The organism is Bifidobacterium coryneforme (assembly GCF_000737865.1).
Classification (GTDB): domain Bacteria; phylum Actinomycetota; class Actinomycetes; order Actinomycetales; family Bifidobacteriaceae; genus Bombiscardovia; species Bombiscardovia coryneformis.
In genome coordinates this window covers 582,903-604,629 of the sequence record NZ_CP007287.1, presented here as the reverse complement: position 1 = coordinate 604,629, position 21,727 = coordinate 582,903, and the positions used below count along the sequence as shown (strand labels likewise).

At 61.2% G+C, this 21,727-nt stretch carries 16 protein-coding genes; 4 read left to right on the top strand and 12 right to left on the bottom strand.

All coding sequences use genetic code 11. The features are described from left to right. Nucleotides 1–59 precede the first annotated feature (59 nt). The 7 genes from mraY to mraZ all read right to left on the bottom strand — a co-directional run bounded on the left by mraY (nt 60) and on the right by mraZ (nt 7,623). On the bottom strand, nt 60–1,163 hold the full coding sequence (gene mraY / locus bcor_RS02195; RefSeq protein WP_033497241.1) for a phospho-N-acetylmuramoyl-pentapeptide-transferase: 1,104 nt from the start codon (nt 1,161–1,163) through the stop codon (nt 60–62). A 74-nt stretch (nt 1,164–1,237) separates the two neighbouring features. Further along, nucleotides 1,238–2,752, bottom strand: coding sequence for a UDP-N-acetylmuramoyl-tripeptide--D-alanyl-D-alanine ligase (locus tag bcor_RS02190; RefSeq protein WP_148303942.1), 1,515 nt, complete (start codon nt 2,750–2,752; stop codon nt 1,238–1,240). A 9-nt stretch (nt 2,753–2,761) separates the two neighbouring features. Next, nucleotides 2,762–3,640, bottom strand: a complete 879-nt coding sequence (locus tag bcor_RS02185; protein ID WP_033489835.1) for a hypothetical protein — start codon at nt 3,638–3,640, stop codon at nt 2,762–2,764. A 47-nt stretch (nt 3,641–3,687) separates the two neighbouring features. Next, complete coding sequence (locus tag bcor_RS02180) at nt 3,688–5,472, bottom strand: peptidoglycan D,D-transpeptidase FtsI family protein (RefSeq protein ID WP_051875610.1); 1,785 nt, start codon at nt 5,470–5,472, stop codon at nt 3,688–3,690. Continuing rightward, a complete protein-coding gene (ftsL, locus tag bcor_RS02175) occupies nt 5,469–5,936 on the bottom strand; it encodes a cell division protein FtsL (RefSeq protein WP_033489834.1) in 468 nt (155 codons plus the stop codon). Before ftsL ends, bcor_RS02180 begins: the two co-directional genes overlap by 4 nt. Next, nucleotides 5,936–7,051, bottom strand: coding sequence for a 16S rRNA (cytosine(1402)-N(4))-methyltransferase RsmH (gene rsmH, locus bcor_RS02170; RefSeq protein ID WP_051875778.1), 1,116 nt, complete (start codon nt 7,049–7,051; stop codon nt 5,936–5,938). Before rsmH ends, ftsL begins: the two co-directional genes overlap by 1 nt. Nucleotides 7,052–7,080: 29 nt before the next feature. Further along, nucleotides 7,081–7,623, bottom strand: a complete 543-nt coding sequence (gene mraZ / locus bcor_RS02165) for a division/cell wall cluster transcriptional repressor MraZ (RefSeq protein WP_033497245.1) — start codon at nt 7,621–7,623, stop codon at nt 7,081–7,083. 507 nt (nt 7,624–8,130) lie between these two features. Here mraZ and bcor_RS02160 point away from each other — a divergent pair. Then, nucleotides 8,131–10,401, top strand: a complete 2,271-nt coding sequence (locus bcor_RS02160; RefSeq protein ID WP_033497247.1) for a HelD family protein — start codon at nt 8,131–8,133, stop codon at nt 10,399–10,401. Nucleotides 10,402–10,478: 77 nt separating this feature from the next. On the opposite strand, the gene nrdR is transcribed toward bcor_RS02160, so the two are convergent. Together nrdR and bcor_RS02150 are read right to left on the bottom strand one after the other, a co-directional pair. Continuing rightward, nucleotides 10,479–10,958, bottom strand: a complete 480-nt coding sequence (nrdR, locus tag bcor_RS02155) for a transcriptional regulator NrdR (RefSeq protein ID WP_033497249.1) — start codon at nt 10,956–10,958, stop codon at nt 10,479–10,481. Nucleotides 10,959–11,216: 258 nt separating this feature from the next. Then, nucleotides 11,217–11,519 (bottom strand): LysM peptidoglycan-binding domain-containing protein, encoded by a 303-nt coding sequence (locus bcor_RS02150; protein WP_045921737.1) that lies wholly within the window; start codon nt 11,517–11,519, stop codon nt 11,217–11,219. 283 nt (nt 11,520–11,802) lie between these two features. Here bcor_RS02150 and lexA point away from each other — a divergent pair, with 283 nt between their 5' ends. After that, entirely contained in the window at nt 11,803–12,549 is a 747-nt protein-coding gene (gene lexA / locus bcor_RS02145) for a transcriptional repressor LexA (RefSeq protein ID WP_081870403.1), read from the top strand. A 115-nt stretch (nt 12,550–12,664) separates the two neighbouring features. On the opposite strand, the gene bcor_RS02140 is transcribed toward lexA, so the two are convergent. From bcor_RS02140 to hflX, 3 genes are all read right to left on the bottom strand, one after another. Then, the gene (locus tag bcor_RS02140) at nt 12,665–13,615 is read right to left on the bottom strand and encodes a cation diffusion facilitator family transporter (protein WP_033497251.1); all 951 of its coding nucleotides are present in this window, start codon (nt 13,613–13,615) and stop codon (nt 12,665–12,667) included. A 338-nt stretch (nt 13,616–13,953) separates the two neighbouring features. Next, a complete protein-coding gene (locus bcor_RS02135) occupies nt 13,954–14,916 on the bottom strand; it encodes an L-lactate dehydrogenase (RefSeq protein ID WP_033489828.1) in 963 nt (320 codons plus the stop codon). A gap of 215 nt (nt 14,917–15,131) precedes the next feature. Continuing rightward, a complete protein-coding gene (gene hflX, locus bcor_RS02130) occupies nt 15,132–16,604 on the bottom strand; it encodes a GTPase HflX (RefSeq protein WP_420796641.1) in 1,473 nt (490 codons plus the stop codon). A gap of 279 nt (nt 16,605–16,883) precedes the next feature. Here hflX and bcor_RS02125 point away from each other — a divergent pair, with 279 nt between their 5' ends. Together bcor_RS02125 and hrpA are read left to right on the top strand one after the other, a co-directional pair. Further along, complete coding sequence (locus bcor_RS02125) at nt 16,884–17,540, top strand: class I SAM-dependent methyltransferase (protein ID WP_051875777.1); 657 nt, start codon at nt 16,884–16,886, stop codon at nt 17,538–17,540. Continuing rightward, the gene (hrpA, locus tag bcor_RS02120; protein ID WP_033497253.1) at nt 17,537–21,727 is read left to right on the top strand and encodes an ATP-dependent RNA helicase HrpA; all 4,191 of its coding nucleotides are present in this window, start codon (nt 17,537–17,539) and stop codon (nt 21,725–21,727) included. The genes bcor_RS02125 and hrpA overlap by 4 nt, the downstream gene beginning before the upstream one ends.

The following is a 21,727-nucleotide window of genomic DNA, read 5'->3' as shown; positions in this document are numbered from 1 at the left end:
GGCGGTTCCTGGGTGTGGTTCCGGCCGCCGGTGGACCGATACCCTGCAATTTCAGCCGCTCAGATGGGCAGGCCGGACCGGGCCACCCAGTCCACGTAGAAGAGGACCAGGGCCAGGAGGACGAAAATCAGGTCGATCATCCAGAACCGGACCACAACCTTGGACTCCTGCCATCCCAGCAATTCAAAGTGGTGGTGGATGGGTGCCATCTTGAAGACCCGCTTGTGGGTCAGTTTGAAATACCCCACCTGGATTACATCCGAAGCGGTCTCGATCACGAAAAGTCCGCCCAGGATGACCGCCAGAAGCTCGGTGTGGGTCGCGATGGAGAGGGCCGCGAAGAGCCCGCCCAGGGCCAGGGATCCCGTGTCGCCCATGAAGATGGAGGCCGGGTTGGTGTTGTACCAGAGGAAGCCGAAGCAGGCCACGGCCGCACAGCAGGCGATGATGGTCAGGTCCAGGGGGTCCGAAACAGCATAGGAATGGCCGGGATGCCCTGATCCCTTGAGGTGGTAGCTCTCCCAGAAGGCGATGATGGTGTACCCGGTGAAGGCGATCATGGAACTGCCCGAAGCCAGGCCGTCCAGGCCATCGGTCAGATTGACGGCATTGCTCCAGGCCGTCATCAGGAGGTTGACCCAGATGATGAAGAGGATGATGGCCACCACATGGCCCGCCGCCTCGAAATTGATGATGGGATGCTCCACGAAGGATATCCCGGCCTGGGCGCTGGGGAAGCCGTTCTTGGTGGGGAGCTGAAGGGCCAGGATGGCGTAGATCGTGGCCAGGATGAACTGCCCGGTGAACTTGGCTTTGACGGAAAGACCCAGGTTCTGCTTCTTGCGGACCTTGGCGAAATCGTCGATGAAGCCCAGCCCGCCCATGGAGAGCATGGCGAAGAGGACCAGCATGGCCGAAAGGGATGGAGTCTCTCCCCTCGACAGATAGCGGTAGAGCGCGGAAGCGGCCCACCCGAGGAGGATGGCCAGGTTGATGACCACTCCTCCCATGGTCGGAGTCCCCCTCTTGATCTGGTGGGATTGGGGACCGTCCTGACGGATGTACTGCCCGTAGTGAAGACGGTGCACCAACCTGATCAGCAGAGGGGTGCCAGCCAGCGTGACCACCAGGGAGACCAGAATTCCTATGATGAGGGCTATCACTGTGTGTACTCCAACTCTTGGATCATGTCCGTGAACGATTTCGCCTGAAAACCGGTCTCCAGCTTACCCATACCTCAGCCCTGCCACCTGTCTGCCAGGGCCGAAAGGCCGGACATGTGCGACCCCTTCAAAAGGACCAGGGCTCCGGGATGCTCTGCAGCCAGACTCTCTACCGTCTCTCCGGCCCGGTTCGCATCGGGCGTATAGATGACCCGCATGGGTACATCGGACCCCCCGGTCTCTCCGCCGGCCCCCCGAACCATGGCTTGAACCAGGTCGTTTGCCGATGCGTCATCACAGCCCACGGCGACCAGGGCATCCAGATCGATCCGACGGCAGTAAGCACCGATCTGCTCATGCAGTTGCGCCGCCTGGTCACCAAGTTCCAGCATGACGCCCAGGACCGCGATCCGGTAGGGTTTGCCCTGGTTCCCGGCTCCCTGCCAGGTGGACAGGGCATCCAGCCCGGCCCGCATGGAATCGGGATTGGCGTTGAAGGAGTCATCAATCAGGGTGAATCCCGCCCTGTCGGTCCATACTGTTCCCACAGCCATGCGGTGTGGGCTGATCCTGGCATCCCGGCCCAGACCCTCGGCAATGGCATCGGGGTCCAGACCCAGATGATGGGCTACCGCAGCCGCAGCCAGGGCGTTCATCACATTGTGCATGCCCGATATGCCCAGGTGGACGCGGACGGGATCGGCTCCGGCGAAGGTCAGCGTGAAAGAGGGGCGGTCCAGGCCATCCCTGACCACATCGGTCGCACGGGCATCCAAATCAGACGACTCCTCGTTCATGCCAAACCTGAGGACACCGCCCGGAGAGAGAGGCGCCATGGCAGCAACACGTGAATCGTCGGCGTTGAGCACGGCCAGCCCTCCAGGGACCAGTCCTTGGACCATCTCGCTTTTGGCCTGGGCTATGCGGTCCACCGAGCCGAACTCGCCCAGGTGGGCCACACCCACCTTGAGGACCAGGGCCAGGTCAGGGGGAACAATCCTGGTCAGATGTGCTATCTCACCAATATGGTTGGCCCCCATCTCGGCCACCAGGAACCGCGTCCCCTCACCCACCTGCAGGGCTGTCAGCGGCAGTCCTATCTCATTATTGAAGGAACCGACCGGAGCCACGACCGTCCCCAGTGCTGACAGCAGGGAGGCCAGGAGGTCCTTGGTCGTGGTCTTACCGACAGAACCGGTGATGCCGATAACCGTGAAATCAGTACCCGCCGCCCGGCGCAGTTCAATATTGCGCTTGGCCAGGAGCCCCAGAGCCTCGATGGTGTCATCCACCAGAATCTGCGGCAGGTCAGCCCCGGAAACCGGGTGGTCCACCAGGGCGGCGCACACTCCACGGGCACCCATCCCGGGCAGGAAATCATGCCCGTCCACCCGTTCTCCACGGATGGCCACAAAGAGGGAGCCCTCCCCTGCCTGCCGTGAATCTGAGACCACCCGGAGCGATACGGACTGGGCGGCGCCACCTTCAATCGGCTCCGAACCTTCGACGGGAATCAGACGGCCCGACACACTCCGAGCTACCTCCTGCAGGGTCATGGGCATGGTCCCTGCCTGAACACACTGACTCATCCTCACCTCTCAGGACATTTCGCGGGAGACACGCAGGGCGCTCCTGATGTTGTTGCGCTTGACCCCGGCGGCCATGGTCATCGCTATGCACAGGGACAAATCCTCGAAGGGCGATCCCGGGAGCACCGACTGCCTGGCCAGGGAATCCGAATCGTCGGTTCGCCGTGCCACAGTGGTCCGCCCGCCCAGGCCGAATCCGAATCGTCGGGCATGGGAGAGCATCCTTGCACGTCGCAGATCGCTGGCGGAAGCCTCTTGCTCACCCAGGGCCACCACGTCCATGTCGACAGACCGGAGGGCATCCTTCTGCAGGGTCTCCTCCCCCACCGATATGACAACCGCGGCGGCGCCATCCTCAAGGTATATGGACAGACAACGCTGGATGTCGAACATGCTCAGCGGGTAGTCCAAATTCAGCTCGCGATCGAGGGAATAGGAACCGTGGGCGCTGATGACCCCCACCGGATTGCCCAGGACATGCAGGAATTCGGCCAGGGTATCCACCCCGCCGTACACATCAGACCCGACCAGGCCGAAGACGGCCAGGGAACTGGAAGGATCACCCGCCACAGTGGAAAGGAGCTGTCCCATTTGGGAAGGAAGCATATTGCCAAACAGGAGGGGAATCTGAGCATTTCGTATCTTGTGCCGATCCGTGGAGGGCAGGAGGGCGGCATAGGCACCTCTGCGCTCGGCCTCGTCCACCATGCCCTGGTCTGCCTCCCCATCCGGCACATAGAGGCTGCCGGGACGCACTGATACCAGGTCATTGGCCAGGGATGTGACCGTGACGGGTTCCGCAAACGAAGGAATCAGGGTCAGCCCATACCTCCCCTTGAGCTGTCCCAGGGTCATTCTTCGGGAGATTGACTCGCTCAACGCGCTCATTCTTCAATCTCTCCTTTGCTCGGGAATTCGACGGTGGCCCGCCGGTGTCACCATTCTACCGGGATAGCATCGGTTCTCGGCGAGGAGGCGGGGACCCGGTATTTCTGCATAAGGAATTCACCGATTTGGGCGAAGACCGGGCCGGCCGTGATGCTACCGAAGACACCGTCGCTGCTCTTGGGGTTCTTCAGGACCACGGTGACCACAAAGTGTGGGTCGTCGGCCGGGAGGACTCCCACCCAGTCGCTGATGATGCCGGTCAGCTTACCTGAGTCATCGGCCACCTCGGCCGTACCGGTCTTTGAAGCCACCCGGTACCCCTCGACCTTGGACGTGTTCTGATAGAGCTCGGCCACCGATTCCATGCCGTTCATCAGCGAGGCGGCCACCGCCTCATCGACCACCCTGACCTGGTTGGCGTTGGTTTTCCCCTCGCTGAGGATGATGGACTGGTCGGAGCGCACCCCCTTGTTGGCCAAGGTGGCGACTGCGTTGGTCAGCTGGATGGCATTGGTGGCATAGCCCTGACCGAAGAGAACGGTGTTGCGCGTACGGCGGTCCCAGGTCTGAGGCGTGGTCAGCAGGCCCTTGGACTCGCCGGGCAGCCCCAAAGCGGAAGGCTGGCCTATGCCGAACCTGGTCAGGTAGTCATAGCGTTTTTGGTCAGGGTACTTGTCGCCTGCCATGACCATGCCCACATTGGAGGAATTCTGGAGTATGCCAGCCAGGGTCCAGTGTTCAGTGGGATGGTCGAAGGCGTCCTTGTACTGCTGGTTGTCGACGGTGATGTGGTCCGGCACGGTGAACTTGTCGGACATGGTGTGCAGCTGTTCCTGGAGCATACCCGATATGGCGATGGTCTTGCCGATGGAACCAGGCTCGAAGGTCTCGGCCACGGCACGGGATGAGTGGATTTTGGCATCATCGCTGCCTGCCAGATAGTCATCGGTGTCGGCCAAGGCCACGATTTGGTTGGTATGGGTATCCTGAACCACGGCCAGAGCCCAGTCCGCGTGGAATCGATCACGACCGGTTTTCAAGGCCTGGCGGACGTACCACTGCACATCCTGGTCGATGGTAAGCCGTACATCCTTACCGTTCTCGGGCGGATTGGACCTGGTCACGGTGCCGGGAATCTGCTGGCCCAGCATCCCCTGCTGGTAGACCTCGTATCCATCCTTGCCCGTCAACTGTCTGTTTTCGAGCTGCTCCAGGCCGGCGACACCCTTGCCCTCGGCGTCGATGCCGCCTATCAGTGAACCCATCAGGTCGGCATGCGGGTATGTGCGCTCGCTGCTGAGCTCGGCCGTGATGATACCGGCCAGCCCCAGCTTGTCGATGGAGCGCTTGACCTCGGGGGTGACCTGCTTGGCCAGAATCACATAACGCCCGGGCACACTGAGCTTGCCGCCAAGCTCCATGGCATTCATGTTCAGCTCGGGCGCAAGAAGACGCGCCACGCCTGCCGCTCCATCGGCCCCAACCGGGTTCCCGCCGATACTGTGGCAGTTCTCCTCGGTCTTCTTGGTGCAGTCGATGGGGACGAAATCAGCCGCAGCCTTCGGATCGCCCGCAATCGTGTACCGCTCCAGACTCTGGGCCAGCACCCGCCCATTCACATCCAGAATCCGCCCCCGCTGAGCCTTGATGGTGTGCGGAACCGTGCGGCTTTCAGCCGCAGCCTGGGCCATGGACCGACCGTCGAACAGCTGGATATAAGCCAGCTTGCCAAGGGCCGCCAGCGCAACAATCACCAAGACCAGGCCCACCACCACCGACCTGCGGTAGAAAGGACGACGCCACGAGATGGACGTACCCGATCTGCGGCTCACTGCTGACCGCCCGTCGCGTCTATGGAAGGAGCCTGGTATCCCTGAAGATCGATGGAATTCAGGCCCTGCTGAGGCTGCATACCGAGTTCTTGGGCCTTATCGGGCAGGGAAGCCTGGAGCTGGTCCAGTTGGTTCTGGTCGTCCTGGACATCCTGGGTCAGGTTGCTGATCGAGTTCTGGACCCGGGTGGCCTCAAAGGAGTTCTGGATCATCTGGGTACGGAGCATCAGGGATCCGAACATGGAGGCGGCCAGGAAGATGACCGCCACCAGGATGTGCATCATGGGAGTACCACGGTTGCGGGTCCAGGAGATGACCTTCCTGGCCCCCTCCGCCACGCTCCTGTCGTCGGACCGGCCACCCTTGATCAGACTGAGTTCAGGACGGGTAGAAATGGGTTGCGATTGCGGGTGACCCTTGCCCGGTGTCGCCTTGGAGCGCACGGTACGAGCTGCCGATGCCATCACAATCCCCTTCTGTAAGCGTGTACGGACCCGGCGGGGCCCGAACGGCCCCTTCCCTTCCCTTTCCGGGTCTTGGAGTCAGCGAAGTCAGTGTGTTTGGACAGGGCTTCCATTTCCCTGCGCCGTTCCTCGGGAATGGGGCCGGTCAATTCCACGGCCCGCAGTCTCACCGAAGCGGAACGTGGGTTCATGTCGAGTTCCTGACGGTCAGCCTTGATGGCACCGTGGGTCAGATCCTTGAAGAAGGGCTTGGCCTCTTCAGGGACCACAGGCAGGCCGGCAGGCAGGTCCACATGCAGACCGGCCCCCATGAACCTCTTGACGGCGCGGTCCTCCAGGGAGTGGTAGGACTCCACAACCAAGCGCCCTCCTTGGGCCAGTCTCAGAGCAGCCTGCGGAAGGGTCCGTTGCAGCTTGTCCAGCTCACCGTTGACTTCGATTCGGAGAGCCTGGAAAACCCGCTTGGCCGGATTGCCCGGAGCCCTGTGGGCCTTGGGCACGGTCCTGTCGACCAGGTCATCCAACTGCGCCGAGGTGGTCAGGGGTTCCTTGTCCCTCGCATCAACGATGGCCCGGGCTATGCGACCGGAGAAACGTTCCTCCCCGTAGGCGCTGAAAATCCTGGTCAGGTCCTCCTGGCTGTATTCGACAAGAATCCGACTCGCGGTCAGATCCTGGTCGGTGTCCATACGCATATCCAGGGGGGCATCCTGGCGATAACTGAAACCCCGGTCCTGCTGGTCTATCTGCAGAGAGGAGAGGCCCAGGTCCATAAAGACCAGATCGACCTGACCGATCCCGGCCTCCGACAAGACCTGATCCAGTTGGTCGAAGGCGGCATGGACCGGAATGAACCTGTCGGTCAGACCCGCATCGTGCATCCTGCCGGTGGCCAGGTCCAGCGCCTCCCTGTCACGGTCGATGCCCACCAACCTGGCCTGGGGGCAAGCCTTCAGGAAGGCCGTGGCGTGTCCGGCCAATCCCAGTGTGCAATCCACCGCCGTGGCTCCGGGATGGTCCAGAGCAGGGGCGGCAAGGTCGAGGCAGGTCTGGAGGAGCACAGGCTGGTGCACCTGTCCCCTGTCAACAGCCTCCTGGTCGGGCCTGCCGGTCATCTGTCGCCGGTTCTCTTCCATGGCGCCCATCAGAAGTCCACCGCCGGCAGAACGTCGTCTGCAATGTCGGAGTACCCCTGCTCCTTGCTGTCCAGATAGGTCTGCCAGGCGTCCTGATCCCAAATCTCGGCCCTGGTGCCCACACCGATCACGACCACCTTCGAGGTGAGCCGTGCATAATCGCGGAGCATGGGCGGCACGAGAATGCGACCCTGCCTGTCCGGGGTCTGGTCGACGGCACCCGAAAGAAAGACGCGCAGATAGTCCCTGGCGGCCTTGTTGCCCATGGAGGTGCGCTGGATTCTCACGGCCATCCGACGGAATTCGTCCACGGGAAGGAGGCTGACGCATCGCTCCTGCCCCCTGGTCATGACCAGACCCTGACCCAACTCGGTCCTGAACTTTGCCGGCAGGGCCATGCGGCCCTTGGCATCCATCTTGGGCGTGTAAGTGCCCAGCAGGAGGGGCGGCAGGGCCGCGCCCTGCAGTACATCCTGATCATTTCCGTTGCCATTTCGGCCTGTTTCCAGGTCCTGGACCGGTGGGGTCGCTTCAAGTGGCCTGTCAGCCATTTCCCCACCTCCTATGCAACGAGCACCGAGGGGACTCCCCATTCAGAAAGGCGCCCCGATTCACAACGTTCCCCACTTTACCCCACGAATCACCATGAATCACCACCAATATGCCAAATGGACACCGAATTAGGGTTTTGACACCAAAATTGACTTCACACGGCGTTTCTTCCCGATTCCTGCAAGTCGTGAAAACCGAGGCGGAACAGCTCCTCCTACCGGTCCCGGACAATCGGATTCCCGGCTCCGATGGGGGAATCCACGACGGCGATTTTCTCCTGCACCTGCTGTGACCGTCCCGCTCGATGCTCATATAGCGGTGGCGAGCTTCCCCAGGCAACCAATGGGGATACCCACGCCACGGAGACCAGCCTCGTAGGCTCATGTCGATTCCGGCCAAAAGGTGGCGGAATACAGGGAAAGGTAGAGGTCAAGCGGTATATTTAGTAGCCCGGTTTTTTGATTACCGGCGGTCTACCCGCAAATTCGCCACAGAAATGGAAGCACATGTCAAGCTATTCCTCACAGCTGCATGAAGAGCAGGAAGCGGTGGACAAGGCCTACGGACGGTTGGACGACCTGCGGAAGCAGGCTCAGACCCGACTGGATGCGGTCAGGGCGGCAGGTTCACACGGATCACCCACCCAGCGAACCGAGCGCGATTCGTTCGCCACCATGTACGAGGACAGGCTGACCCAGCTCCGGGCGGTTGAGGACCGCCTGGTCTTCGGGCGTCTGGACACCACCGAAAACCAGCGTCGATACATCGGACGGCTGGGACTGCTCAACAAGGAGCATGAGCCCATTCTCACCGACTGGCGCGCCGAGGCGGCAAGACCCTTCTATGAAGCGACCCCATCCAACCATGGCGATATCGTCATGCGTCGTCACATCACGCTGAATTTCCGGAAGGTCACGGGCATCGAGGACGAGATTCTTGACCTCCAGGCACCTGAGGTGGGCCAGGCAGCCGACAGGGGGACCCTGGCCGGAGAGGGCGCCCTCATGGCCTCGCTCTCCAGCCGCAGGACCGGGCGGATGACCGATATCGTGGCCACGATCCAAGCGGAGCAGGACCGAATCATCCGATCCGACATGAATCACCCCCTGGTGGTCCAAGGCGGACCGGGTACCGGCAAGACTGCAGTGGCCCTCCATCGTGCCGCCTACCTGCTGTATACACATCGGCGCATGCTGGAGCGCTCAGGCGTGTTGATGGTCGGCCCGAGTTCGGCCTTCCTGCATTACATCGACCAGGTTCTCCCCTCTCTGGGTGAGACCGGCGTACTGAGCAGGACCATGGCGGATTTGATCCCTGGCATCAGCGCCAAGGCCCATGATTCCCCTCGGGCCGCCATGCTCAAGGGCGATCACAGAATGGCCCAGGTGGTGGCCAGAGCCGTTGCCGCACGGGAACGGGTCCCCAAGGACCTGCCAAAGGTCATGGTGGATGGGGTGTCGGTGCCCATGCTTGCCATCGATCTGGAGGAGGCCCTGACCGATGCCCACCGGAGCCGTCAGCCGCATAACCGGGCCCGAGCCACATTCGTCCGGTCGGCTCTAGCGGCCATGACCAACCGCTATGCGGAACGTTTGGATTACAAGCCCAAGGAGGACGAGCTTGCCCGGGCCACCTCCCTGCTCAGGATGAACGACAAGGTCCGCCGTACCCTCAACCTTGCCTGGCTGCCCATGAACCCCCTCTGGCTGGTGGACAACCTCTGGTCACGTCCGGACCGGCTGCGCAGGTTCGCCCCATGGCTGAGCAACGATGACATATCAGAGCTGACCCGGCCCAGCGGATCGGAACTCACCGTTTCGGACATCCCCATTCTCGATGAGGCCATGGAACTCCTCGGTCCCGACCCCAGAGAAGATGAACGCCGCCGGGCCGAGGAGGCACGCAAGGAGGAGGAACGTCAGTTCGCCCGCGACACCCTGGCCCAGAGTGGAATCGGTTCGGGCATCGTCACATCCCAGATGCTCCTGGACTCCATCAACGGCTCAGAAGAAGCCCTGGCGGCCCAACAGGCTGCCGGCGACCGCGAATGGGTCTTCGGTCATATCGTTGTTGACGAGGCCCAGGAACTCACAGCCATGGACTGGCGGATGCTGATCAGGCGGTGCCCCTCGCGATCCTTCACCATCGTCGGAGACGTGGCTCAGACCGCGGCTCTTGGAGGGACCAGATCCTGGCAACGGACCATGGATCGACTGTTCGGCCCCGAGGAATGGGACCTGCGCCAGCTCACCATTGACTACCGCAATCCCAGCCAGGTCTCTCAGTTGGCTTCAGACTTTGCCAGGTCCGAGGGTCTCGAGGTATCCACGCTGGAAGCCGTTCGCCAGGTTGATCACGCCGTCGAGCGGGTGCGGGTCGACACCCTGGACCAGCTCATGGAAGTGGCCCGCGATCGCATATACTCCCTGGCAGGGGAATATGTGAGCAATGACGGAACAGGTCGTCTCGCGGTCATAGCACCCGACGACATGGTTCAGCCGCTCCAGCGCCTGGTCGATCAGATCACTGCAGCCAACCCGGAATACGCCGCCGTACAGGATCAACCCCTGTGGGACCGCCAGATCCTGGTGACCGAAACCAACCAGACCAAAGGACTGGAATTCGATGCCGTGGTCCTGGTCAACCCCGGACGAATAGAAGACGACGCCCCATCAAGGCTCACGGCCGCGGCCGATCTCTACGTCGCCATGACCCGCCCCACACAGAAGCTGGTCGTCATACAGACCAGCGAGGACGCGCAGTCCCTGGACCTGTAATCAGATAAGGCCGGTTAGGCAGCACCACGCAGCATGGTCGTGCAGTCAGTGGGTTCGACCGCACGACCATCCCGGTTTCAGGCGGATATTGATTCCTGTCGGTCCGCGGATTCGTCTTCTTCTCGCAAGGAGTCAATAGCGGACTGGAAATCCGCCAATCCAGCGAAGTTCTGATATACCGAGGCGAAACGAAGGTAGGCAACCTCATCAAGCTCTCGAAGTGGTTTGAGGATGGCCTTGCCAACCTCTTCCGAGTCGACCTGTGCGAGACCTCGCGACCTGAGATCCTCCTCGACCTGCTGGCCCAGTTGCTTGAGGTCATCCTCATCTATGGGCCTGCCTTGGCATGCCTTTCGAACACCCGTGATGACCTTGTCCCTGTCGAAAGGCTCGGCATTACCGGACCTCTTCATCACCAGGAGTATGGAGGTCTCGACCGTGGTGAAGCGCCGGGAGCATTCCGGGCATTCACGGCGACGTCTGATGGCGTGACCATCTTCACTGATACGGGTATCCACAACCTTCGTATCCGGATTCTGACAGAAAGGACAATGCATGCCTGCCAGTTTAGCGCCTGCATGCCCAGAAATAAGGCAGTGAGCCGACACTGGACACTATCACCATAACCTTCGACTTCCATCACGCGGGCCTGCAGGAGCCGCCACATCTTATGTTCGGCGATTGGAGCACGCTCACTCCATCCATACCGCCGTCCGCAAACAACCCCATTCAATCGAAAACAAAGCGGGCATCGGCAAGCGAGGAGATGCCTCCTCACCGGCAAGAGAACGGCCGGATAAGCAACGAAAAGGACATCAGGCCTGATTGTCCGGGACCAGTATTCGGTCACCGACCTGAAGTCTGGGAGAGGACAGATTATTCATCTGCATGATTTGGTCAACCGAAGCACTGACGTCCCCTCCGGCTGGAGTGACCGAGGCTGCATAAGACCAGATTGTGTCACCCGGACGAACCGTGTAGGAGATGACCTCCTGGGGACCCGTGGTCGACTCGGCATGTTGGACACCGACACTGAGCCCCGCAAAAACGAGCGCCACACTCAGGAGGAAGGTGATAAGCCTGCCTCTTGCGTTCAGTCGAATCCTCCTTGATTCCACCTTATGACCGGCTGGCTTCAACCCATTGAGCCGGTACAAGGATGACCGACCCGACGCAGAGGACGGCACGAGAACCCTAGTAGCACTGCAAGCTGTCATCAGAAGCCCCTTTCGAACAAATGTTCTATCGAACAGATGTTCTCATTGTGCCATGGGTCGGAGAACTTGGCAAGCCCCATTCGAACATTTGTTTGATTTTTGCTTTTTGCTGAGATAGGATTACCGGCAGCAACTAAGAAAGGAGCCTGCCGTGAGCACCGTCCCATACAGACCCGAGACAGGCATGGGTTCACTCCCCGGTCAGACAGCGGCCGAGGAAACCAGCGCCACGCATGACGGGATTACGGCTCCGTCTCCCGATGTACAAGATCAGCCCCAGCTCACGGACCGTCAGGAGCGGGTGCTCCAGGCCATCAAAACCCACCTGTCCGAGCGTGGCTTCGTTCCTTCCTATCGTGAAATCGGCAAGAACGCCGGGCTGAAAAGCACCTCCTCGGTAAAACACCAGCTTCAGGTTCTGGAAGATCTGGGGTACATCCGCCTTACGGCCAACAAGGGCAGGGCCATCGAACTGGTCCACGACCAACCCGAGCAGGAACAGGCATCATCCACCGTCATCCCCTTCCCGGACCAGTACACGGACGAGGCCATTGCCGGTTCGCACGACGTTCCCCTGGTGGGCAGGATTGCGGCCGGGCAGCCCATCCTGGCCGATCAGCATGTTGACGATGTCATGCGGCTGCCCGAGCGATTGACCGGTACCGGGCAGCTTTTCATGTTGGAAGTGCACGGAGACTCCATGGTGGATGCAGCAATCTGCGACGGTGATTTCGTCGTGGTGCGCCAGCAGCAGGAAGCCGAGAACGGCGATATTGTGGCTGCACTTCTTGACGATGAGGCCACTGTCAAGACCTTCCGGCGCGAGAAGGGCCATGTGTGGCTCATCCCCCATAACCCGTCCTACTCCCCCATCGACGGCACCCATGCCAAGATAATGGGCAAGGTGGTAACCGTCCTGCGCAAGGTCTGACGAGATAGAAGATTGGCCCCCTCCGACCATTGTGGTCGGAGGGGGCCAATCTTACGGGTACAAGGGAAATCAAGGACCGTCTTGGAACACAACCTGGAACGGCACCGGATCTCACTCACATGCTCAGGCGTTCACCACTCAGGTCCTGGTGACCCTGGGGCTCAATCTGGAACGTGGTGTGCTCGACGGAAACCGGGAAGTGGGTTCGCAGACATTTCTGCATACTGGTCAGTATCTGCTCGTTTTCATCAGTGGTGGAGTCGGTATTCACAATCACATGGGCGGTGAGCTGGGGCAAACCGCTGGAGACGCTGTTGGCATGCAGGTCGTGCACCTCAAGAACACCAGGCACCTTTTCCAGATGCTCTCGGACATGATCCATGTTCAGTCCCTGGGGAGGCTCCTCAAGGAGGACCCTGATGCTCTTCGAAAGCAGTGAAAGGGCACGCGGTATCATCAGGATGGCAATGAGACCACCAGCAACGGCATCGAACCCGTTCCACCCCGTCAGGAGCATGACCACAGCCGAAATGATGACGGCCACGGAACCCAGCGCATCGTTCATGACCTCCAGGAAGGCCGCCTTCATATTCAGGTTGTCGTCATGACTGGACGACAGAACGAAGATGGACCCCAGATTGGCCGCAAGTCCCAGAACACCGAAGAACAGGAGGAGCCCCATAGCCTCCACCTGGTCCTGATTCGGCACAAAGAGGCGTATCCCGGCCTCGACGATGGCATAGATTCCCACCAGGAGGAGAACAATTGCGCCCCCTGCCGAGGTGATGACCTCCAGTCGCGACCAGCCCCAAGTCCTGTTGGAGGTCGGGCGCCGCTCCATCAAGATGGCGGTCACCGTGGATGCAATAAGGACGGCCATATCGGTCATCATGTGACCCGCATCGACCAGAAGGGCCAGGCTGTTGGTGACTATCGCCCCGACCACCTCTGCCAGGAAGACGCTCCCCGTCAGGGCCAGGGTCATCAAGAGTTGTTTGCGGTGTTTGGCACCGGCAGGAGCCTGGTGCCCATCGTGGAACCCACTGGATACAGCATCTTCAGCCATCGAACACCTCCAAATATAAGCCTCACGACGCCCGAACCCCAGGACGCCGTATTGCAGCGGCACCAGCCACCGAGCGAAACAGTCAGATGTCAGCCGGTGCCCAACTTCATCAGATACCTACGAGGGTCTGTTAGCAATGAACGGATGACCCCAAATCGGTGCCATCCTATCATCGTCGACCAGGAGGCAGGAATATCTTCACCTAAGCGCCGAACGATAAAGAAAGAACCAGGACAAGGTAAACAAACCCATGTCCTGGTCCTCGCTAAAAGCCGACAGGCGCTATCAGTCGCCCGAATCCGACAGGTGAACCGGTACAGGAACGGACGGTACAGAAATCAGAAGCCGAACTTGGCGGCCGTCTCCTTCAGGGTCTCGGCGGACCGCTTCAGGGCTGCCAGTTCGCCGTCGCTAAGCGGGGTATTGATGTGGGTGTTGACGCCCTGGCGGTTCAGGACGCTGGGCACCGACATGCATACGCCGGAGATACCGTGGAAGTCTTCAAGCATGGAGCTGACCGGCAGGATCCTGTTGGTCCCGTTCAGGATGGACTCGATGATGTCGACACCCGACATGGCGATGGCGAAGTTGGTCGCACCCTTGCCCTCGATGATCTGGTAGGCGGCGTTCTTGACCCCCTGATGAATCTCCTCGCGCTTGGCTGCATCCAGGGGTTCGTGACCGGGCATTTCCTTCCAGTCGCACATGGGAACCCCGCCGATGGTGGCGGAGGACCAGAGCGGAACCTCGGAATCCCCGTGCTCGCCGGCGATATAGGCATGGACGTTCTTCACATTGACACCGGTCTGCTGGGCAATCAGGTAACGCAGACGGGCGGAATCCAGGTTGGTGCCCGAGCCGAACATCTGGTTCGAAGGCAGCCCCGACAGATCCAGGGAAACCCTGGTAACGATGTCGACGGGGTTGGTGATGAGCATGAAGATGGCGTTGGGGGCGACCTCAACCATCTGCGGAATGATGGACTTCATCATCTCGATGGTCGCGCCGGCCAGGTCGAGCCGGGTCTGCCCAGGCTTCTGACGGGCACCGGCGGTGATGACCACCATGTCGGCCCCGGAACATATCTGCGGGTCATCCGACCCATCGATGGAAACAGTCGGATAGAAGCTGGAGCCGTGCTGCATATCGCGCACCTCAGCCTCCACGCGCTGCTTATTGACATCCTCAAGCACGATCTCGCGTGCAACACCACGCTGGGCAGCTGAAAATGCCAGGGTGGAGCCCACCGCCCCAGCTCCTACAATCGCAAGCTTGGTTGGCTTAATTGGTGATTCCGCCATAGTTTTTATTGGACCTCTCTCATCGGAACCCGGAAAAGACGGGTTTGCCGCATTCAACAGGTTCACTGTATCCGCAGTATATGACCTTCGGAAGCGAATCCTGTAGGGTGAACGATTGTTCGGTAACCCAGGCCACGAAAGCTGGCGACCGGGGCCTCGAGACATCCCGCAAGAACGGCATGAATCGGTCAATCAAGTCAATGATACCAGCAGTTTCAGTCTATTGATTCCTTCAGGATGGCGGCCGCCAGTCCGTCGTCCACATCGGCACTCAGCATGATGCCATCAGATCGATAGTCCAATCCCGTCACCCGGCCAAATTGCCTGACCCGGGCCAAGAGGGATCCGCTGGTATAAGGCATAAGCGCTTCCACGTGGACCTCCGGCTTGGGCAGAAGGTCCTCCACCCGCTCACGCAGGTCATCGATACCGGTTCCACTACGAGCCGAAACCAGGAAGGCATCCGGTTCCAGATTGGATAGCCTGTCTCGGGCGGCCCCTTCCATCAGATCGACCTTGTTGAAGACCAAAATCCTGGGAATGGACCCCACGCCTTCTATATCGGCCAGGACCTTGTCAACGGCGCGAATCTGCCCGAAGGGATCAGGATGCGATCCATCCACCACATGGAGAATCAGGTCGGCCTGGGCGACCTCTTCCAGGGTGGACTTGAAAGCCTCAACCAGCTGGGTAGGCAGGCGGCGCACAAAACCGACCGTATCGACATATACGTAGAGTCTTCCGTCCCTGGCCTTGGTGCGTCGTACAGCCGTATCCAGGGTGGCGAAGAGGGCATTCTCGACCAGCTCGCTGGACCCGGTCAACCTGTTGGTCAGAGAGGACTTACCCGCATTGGTATAGCCCACTACGGCCACGGTCGGCAGGCCGAAGCGCTGCCGCGACCCTCGCTTGACCTCTCGGGAGGGTGACATCTGGGCGATCTGCCGCTTCAGGCGGGTAATACGGTGACGAATGACGCGGCGGTCGGTCTCGATTTTGGTTTCACCCGGACCTCTCGACCCGATACCACCGGACTGTCCAGCTGCCTGACCACCGGCCTGGCGGGAGAGCGATCCGCCCCAGCCACGCAATCTGGGCAGCATGTACTCCAACTGGGCCAACTCCACCTGGGCCTTACCCTCGCGACTGGTTGCGTGCTGAGCGAAGATGTCAAGAATCAGGGCGGTCCTGTCCACCACCTTGACCTTGGTCACATCCTCCAGTGCACGCCGCTGGGAGGGATGGAGGTCGTCGTCGGCGATGATTGTATCCGCCTCAAGCCCGGCAACGATATCCGCCAGTTCCCTGGCCTTGCCCGACCCCACATAGGTGGCCGGGTCGGGCTTGGCCCGCTGCTGGAGGAGACCATCCAGGACCTCTGCACCAGCTGTCTGCGCCAGCGCCGCCAACTCACGGAGGGACTCCTCGGCCTCCTCCACCCGAGTCCGGGCATTGGACCATACGCCAATCAGAACGACCCGTTCAAGGCGGATCTTCCTGTACTCGACCTCGGTTACGTCCCTGAGTTCACCCAGTCCCTCAACATGTCTGAACTGATTGCGTCGCTCGCGCTCCTCCCATTCCACCTGGTCCACGGTCTGGGGTGCATCCCCGGCGGACTGCTCCAAGAGAACGTCCGAACGCCCGGTCAGACGGTCAACATGTCCCGGAGACGAGGGTGAGTACACTTCCTCGAACTGCGGCACGGACGATTCCGGGCGGTCGGTCTTCCCGATGCCCGTGCTGTCTTCGCTGGAATGGTTCTGGGTCAAAGGCACCTCTGCACAGATAGATGATGGAATCAGTCCGGAATCCGGTATAAGCGGAATCAAGGCATGGTCTTTATTATCATCGTCTTAGCAGACATTGAGAAGCCCTGAGCCGAGTCGGGGGCCGGGCCTTCCGGGAGAGAGATGCAGGCGGATGGTGACAGGGCGGACAGGATGGATGGAATGGACGGGACGGGTATGACGGACAAGAACCAGGAAACACCCACGGACGGGCGGCGGACTTCAGGCCGGAGCGAGCAGTACTTCACCGCATTACCGGCCTCCCCCGACGAGCGCAGGACCATACAGGTCAACCTGGCAGGCCATCAGATTCCGGTGCAGGTCTCCAACGGGGTGTTTTCCGCCAACAGACTGGACCTTGGCACCTCCGTCCTCCTGAAGAAGGTCCCAACCCCTCCGCCGACCGGCGACTTCCTCGACCTGGGCTGTGGATGGGGGCCCATCGCCCTCAGCATGGGACTCCTCTCCCCCGAAGCAAACGTCTACGCCGTGGATGTCAACGAGCGGGCCCTTGACCTGACCCGGCGCAATGCCGAATCCAATGGGCTGAAGGGCATCCAGGCGGTCCTCCCCGACCAACTGCCGGACGACCTTATGTTCGACCTGATCTGGTCCAACCCACCCATTCGTGTCGGCAAGGAGGCACTGCACGAACTCCTGATGAATTACCTGCCCCGCCTGAAACCCGAGGGCCGGTCCTACCTGGTCGTCCAACGCAACCTGGGTGCGGATTCCCTTGTTCCCTGGCTGTCCAAGAACCTCGGAGATGGCTGGACCGTGACCAAGGCCGCTTCGGCAAAGGGCTTCCGAATCATCGAGATAGGCCGGGCATGAGGTTCCAATACCCTGTGGAGCTGCCGGTCAGTGCAGCCAAGGACGACATAGCGCAGGCCGTCAGAACCTCGCAGGTGGTCATCGTCTCGGGGCAGACCGGGTCGGGCAAGACCACCCAGATACCCAAGATCCTCCTGGAAATGGGGAGGGGAACCCACGACCACCAGATAGTCCACACCCAGCCCAGGCGCATAGCCGCCAGGACGGTGGCGGAGCGAATCGCATCCGAGACAGGGGTGCGGTTGGGTGAGGAAATCGGTTACCAGGTCAGGTTCACCGACCAGTCCTCCAAACGCACCCGTCTGCGGGTGGTAACAGACGGCATCCTGTTGGCCCAGATACAGGGTGATCCCCAGCTGCGGGCCTACGACACGATCATTATCGACGAGGCCCATGAACGCAGTCTGAACATCGACTTTCTTCTGGGGTACCTGACGGCTCTACTGCCCAAACGCCGTGATCTGAAATTGATCATCACTTCGGCCACCATCGACTCGGTCAAGTTCCGAGACCACTTCGCCAAGGCCCTCCATACGCAGGTCCCGGTCATTGAGGTCTCAGGCCGCACCTACCCGGTCCAGACCCTTTACGAACCCGCCGGATCCCCACCCGCCCTTATGCGGACGGTGCCCGGTTTCTCTTCCGGAGGATTCCTCCAGGAAGGTGACGGGGACCAGGATGACCTGGACGTACCCACCGCCGTTGCCAGAGCATGTGCCGAACTGGTCATCCATTCCACGCATGTGAACGGTCCACGTGACATCCTGGTCTTTGCGGCCGGCGAGCGCGACATCCGCGAGTACGAGACCGCACTGAGGCGCCACTTCGGCCCCAGGGCTTCGGATATGCAGCGCACCGATGCCATAGAGCTGGTTCCCCTCTTCGCCAGGCTTTCGGCCAAGGAGCAGCACCGGGTCTTCGAACAGCACAACCACCAGCGCATCGTCATCGCCACGAATGTGGCCGAAACCTCCCTGACCGTACCCGGCATCCGCTATGTGGTGGACCCGGGCATGGCCAGGATCAGCAGGTATTCCAAGTCGGCCAAAGTGCAACGGCTTCCCATCGAACCCATTTCCCAGGCATCCGCCGACCAGCGGGCCGGGCGCTGTGGACGCGTGGCCGATGGCATTGCCATCCGCCTGTACAGCAAAGACGACTACGATACACGACCCAGATTCACGGATCCGGAGATTCTGCGCACTTCCCTGGGGGCGGTGGTTCTCCATATGCTCTCGGTAGGCGTGGCAAAGACCGCCGAGGATGTAACCGGTTTCGGGTTCATCGACCCACCGGACACAAGGGCGGTCACCGACGGCTTCAACGAACTGACCGAACTCCAGGCTGTGGCCCGGACCCGGGGCGAGGTCAGACTGACCCCCTTGGGCAGGAAACTGGCCCGGATCCCCATCGACATCCGCCTGGGCAGGATGGTTCTCCAGGCGGGCCAGGACACCACGCCCGACACCCTGGCGGCGGTTCTGGTGGTCGTCGCCTTCCTCTCCCTCCAGGATCCGCGCGAGCGCCCCGAGGAGAAACGGGAAGAGGCCGATCGCCTCCATGCCCGGTATGACGACCCGACGAGCGACTTCCTGACCGCCCTGAATATCTGGCACCGCTTCTTCCCGGAGGTGAAGCAGTCCTCCAACTCGGTCCTGCGCAAGGCTTGCAAGCAGGAGTTCATCAGCTTCATGCGGATGCGGCAGTGGCACGACCTCTACCAGCAGCTGGTACAGATGTGCCAGGGAATGCACATGCAGGTGGGGACCCCTAAGCCCATCAAGGCACCGGACAAGGGAATCCTGAACCTCCCCCAGGCCCAACAGGCCGCCCACTCCCTGGTATGTTCCTGGGACGACCAGGGGATCCACCGCTCCATGCTCTCCGGTCTCCTGTCCAGTATCGGCATGCAGGTCATCCATGAACCCAAGGCCTCGGACTTCACCGGCCTCAAAGGTGCCGCCAGAGCCAAGGCCATGAAACGTGCCCAAAAACGCTCCAAGAACGAGTACCAGGGCGCCAGGGGCACCCACTTCGCCATCTTCCCCGGATCGGCCGTCTCCAAGAGCACCCCCGCCTGGATCATGTCGGCCGAACTGGTGGAGACCTCCCGGCTCTGGGCCCGGTACTGCGCCGCCATCGACCCGGCCTGGGCGGAACCCCTGGCCAGGTCCCTGACCCGGACCACCTATGCGGAACCCCACTGGTCAGCCTCACGCGGTGCGGCCGTGGCATCCTCCAAGGTCCTCCTATATGGCCTCCCCATCGTTCAGGATAAGACCGTCCAATGGGGCTCCATAAATCCCACCCAGGCCCGGGAGTTCCTGGTGCGTCAGGGGCTGGTCGAAGGCGACATACGGCAGAGGTTCCCCCACGATGACTTCATCCGGGCCAATCGTGACATCCTCCGGGAGGCCGACGATCAGACCAGCCGAACCCGCCAAGTGGCCGACACCATCAACGAGACCGACCTGGCCGACTTCTACTTCGAACGGCTCCCCCATGAGGCAACCTCCGTGGCAGCCCTCGGAAACTGGTGGAGGCACAACCATGACCAGGATCCGCACCTCCTGGACTTCGACCCCGGCAAGGTGGAACGACTCAGCCAGAATGAGGAGGGATACCAGCCAGGCGACTATCCCAACCACTGGCACACCCTGGGCAGGGACGGGAACGAACTGGACCTCCCCCTGACCTACGTCTACAACCCCAGCGACCCGAACGACGGGGTCACAATCCACATACCGGTCGGCACGCTCTCACAACTGAACCCACAAGAGTTCACCTGGAACGTGCCCGGACTCCTGGATGATCTCATCGTCTCGACCATCAAATCCCTCCCCAAGACCCTCCGTGTCCAGTTCGTTCCCGCACCCGACACGGCCCGGGCCATCCGCCGGTGGATCGACGGGCACTACGCCACCCTCCCCGGGTCCGATTACAGCGGGGCAGGGCAGGAACCCGTGTACGGGTCGGCCACCGCTTCCGGATCAAACGCGAACGGGAGAGGCAAGGCAGCCGACCAGGAATCGACGGTTGGAACCTGGCCTGATTTCACCCATGTCTTCACCGCCGCCGCCATCGATGTGGTCGGCGCGCAGATCCACCCCGAGGTATTCGACCAGGCTCAACTCGACCGATTGCCTCCCTACCTGCGAATGACCTTCCAGGTCGAGGAGGAACCCAGTCGTCATCGCAAGCATGGTCGCGTCAGGAAGGGCCGCCCAGATCCGGTCGCGTCAGGCCAGGACCGTCCGGGTGCCGATAGGCCGAGTGCAGGGCAACCAGCTCCGGAACAGCCGAAGGTGCTGGGGCAATCCAAATCCCTGTCCGAGCTTCAGTCACGCCTGGCCGGACTGGCCAGGGAGTCCGCCCGGACCGTGGTCGGAAACAGGGCCTCGCAGGCCGCCAAGGAGGGGAAGGCGGTCAGGCGTGCCGACCTGCTCCATAAGGCAGGAGCCACAACCGAGTCCCGGAAGGACATGATATGGCAGGCCGCTCTGGAGAAGCTTGAGCTCCCCTCCCAACGCATATCCTCCCGCTGGTTGAGCCGCGAATCACTGATGCTGGCCTCAGCCCCCTACCGCAATACGGATGCCCTGACCAAGGACCTTCAGTTGGCGGCCGTGAAACGCCTGATTCCCGAAACCGAAGCCATCACCGATGACCAGACCCTACAGGAGACGGTGTCCGGGCTGGGGCAGGTCTTCGAAGACACTGTCTACCAGGTGGCCAAGGATGCGATTGCCATCCTCCAACGCTACTCGGAGGTCGACAAGGCCGTATCGGGTCCTGCCGACCTCCCCCTCCTTTCCGTTCTGCAATGGATACGGCAGCATGCATCAACCCTGGTGCAGAAAGGGTTCATCGGGGTTGATCCTCCCTATGCCCTGCCCCGCCTGCAGACGTATCTCCATGCCGACTTGATGCGCCTGGAGAAGGCCCGCAGGGACAAGGACCGGGATGTGCGATGGGCCTGGCAGGCCCAGACCGCCCAGGACAAGGTGGACAAGGCACGGAAGACGGCCTCGGCACTCCCCAACGGTCCCGCCCGTGATGCGGCCATGGACAGGATTCAGCGGGCCAGGTGGATGCTTGAAGAGTACTATGTCTCCATCTGGGCCCAGGAGCTGGGTACAGCCACGGCTGTGAGCCTGCAGCGTATCGAGAAGGTCTTGGAGGCCTGA

Coding starts and splice junctions, on each gene's coding strand:
- bcor_RS02135 (WP_033489828.1), bottom strand. CDS start 14,916: ATGGCGGAATCACCAATTAAGCCAACCAAGCTTGCGATTGTAGGAGCT.
- bcor_RS02140 (WP_033497251.1), bottom strand. CDS start 13,615: ATGGCTGAAGATGCTGTATCCAGTGGGTTCCACGATGGGCACCAGGCT.
- rsmH (WP_051875778.1), bottom strand. CDS start 7,051: ATGACCGGCAGGCCCGACCAGGAGGCTGTTGACAGGGGACAGGTGCAC.
- bcor_RS02190 (WP_148303942.1), bottom strand. CDS start 2,752: ATGAGTCAGTGTGTTCAGGCAGGGACCATGCCCATGACCCTGCAGGAG.
- lexA (WP_081870403.1), top strand. CDS start 11,803: ATGGGTTCACTCCCCGGTCAGACAGCGGCCGAGGAAACCAGCGCCACG.
- bcor_RS02125 (WP_051875777.1), top strand. CDS start 16,884: ATGACGGACAAGAACCAGGAAACACCCACGGACGGGCGGCGGACTTCA.
- bcor_RS02160 (WP_033497247.1), top strand. CDS start 8,131: ATGTCAAGCTATTCCTCACAGCTGCATGAAGAGCAGGAAGCGGTGGAC.
- ftsL (WP_033489834.1), bottom strand. CDS start 5,936: ATGGCATCGGCAGCTCGTACCGTGCGCTCCAAGGCGACACCGGGCAAG.
- mraZ (WP_033497245.1), bottom strand. CDS start 7,623: ATGGCTGACAGGCCACTTGAAGCGACCCCACCGGTCCAGGACCTGGAA.
- hrpA (WP_033497253.1), top strand. CDS start 17,537: ATGAGGTTCCAATACCCTGTGGAGCTGCCGGTCAGTGCAGCCAAGGAC.
- nrdR (WP_033497249.1), bottom strand. CDS start 10,958: ATGCATTGTCCTTTCTGTCAGAATCCGGATACGAAGGTTGTGGATACC.
- bcor_RS02185 (WP_033489835.1), bottom strand. CDS start 3,640: ATGAGCGCGTTGAGCGAGTCAATCTCCCGAAGAATGACCCTGGGACAG.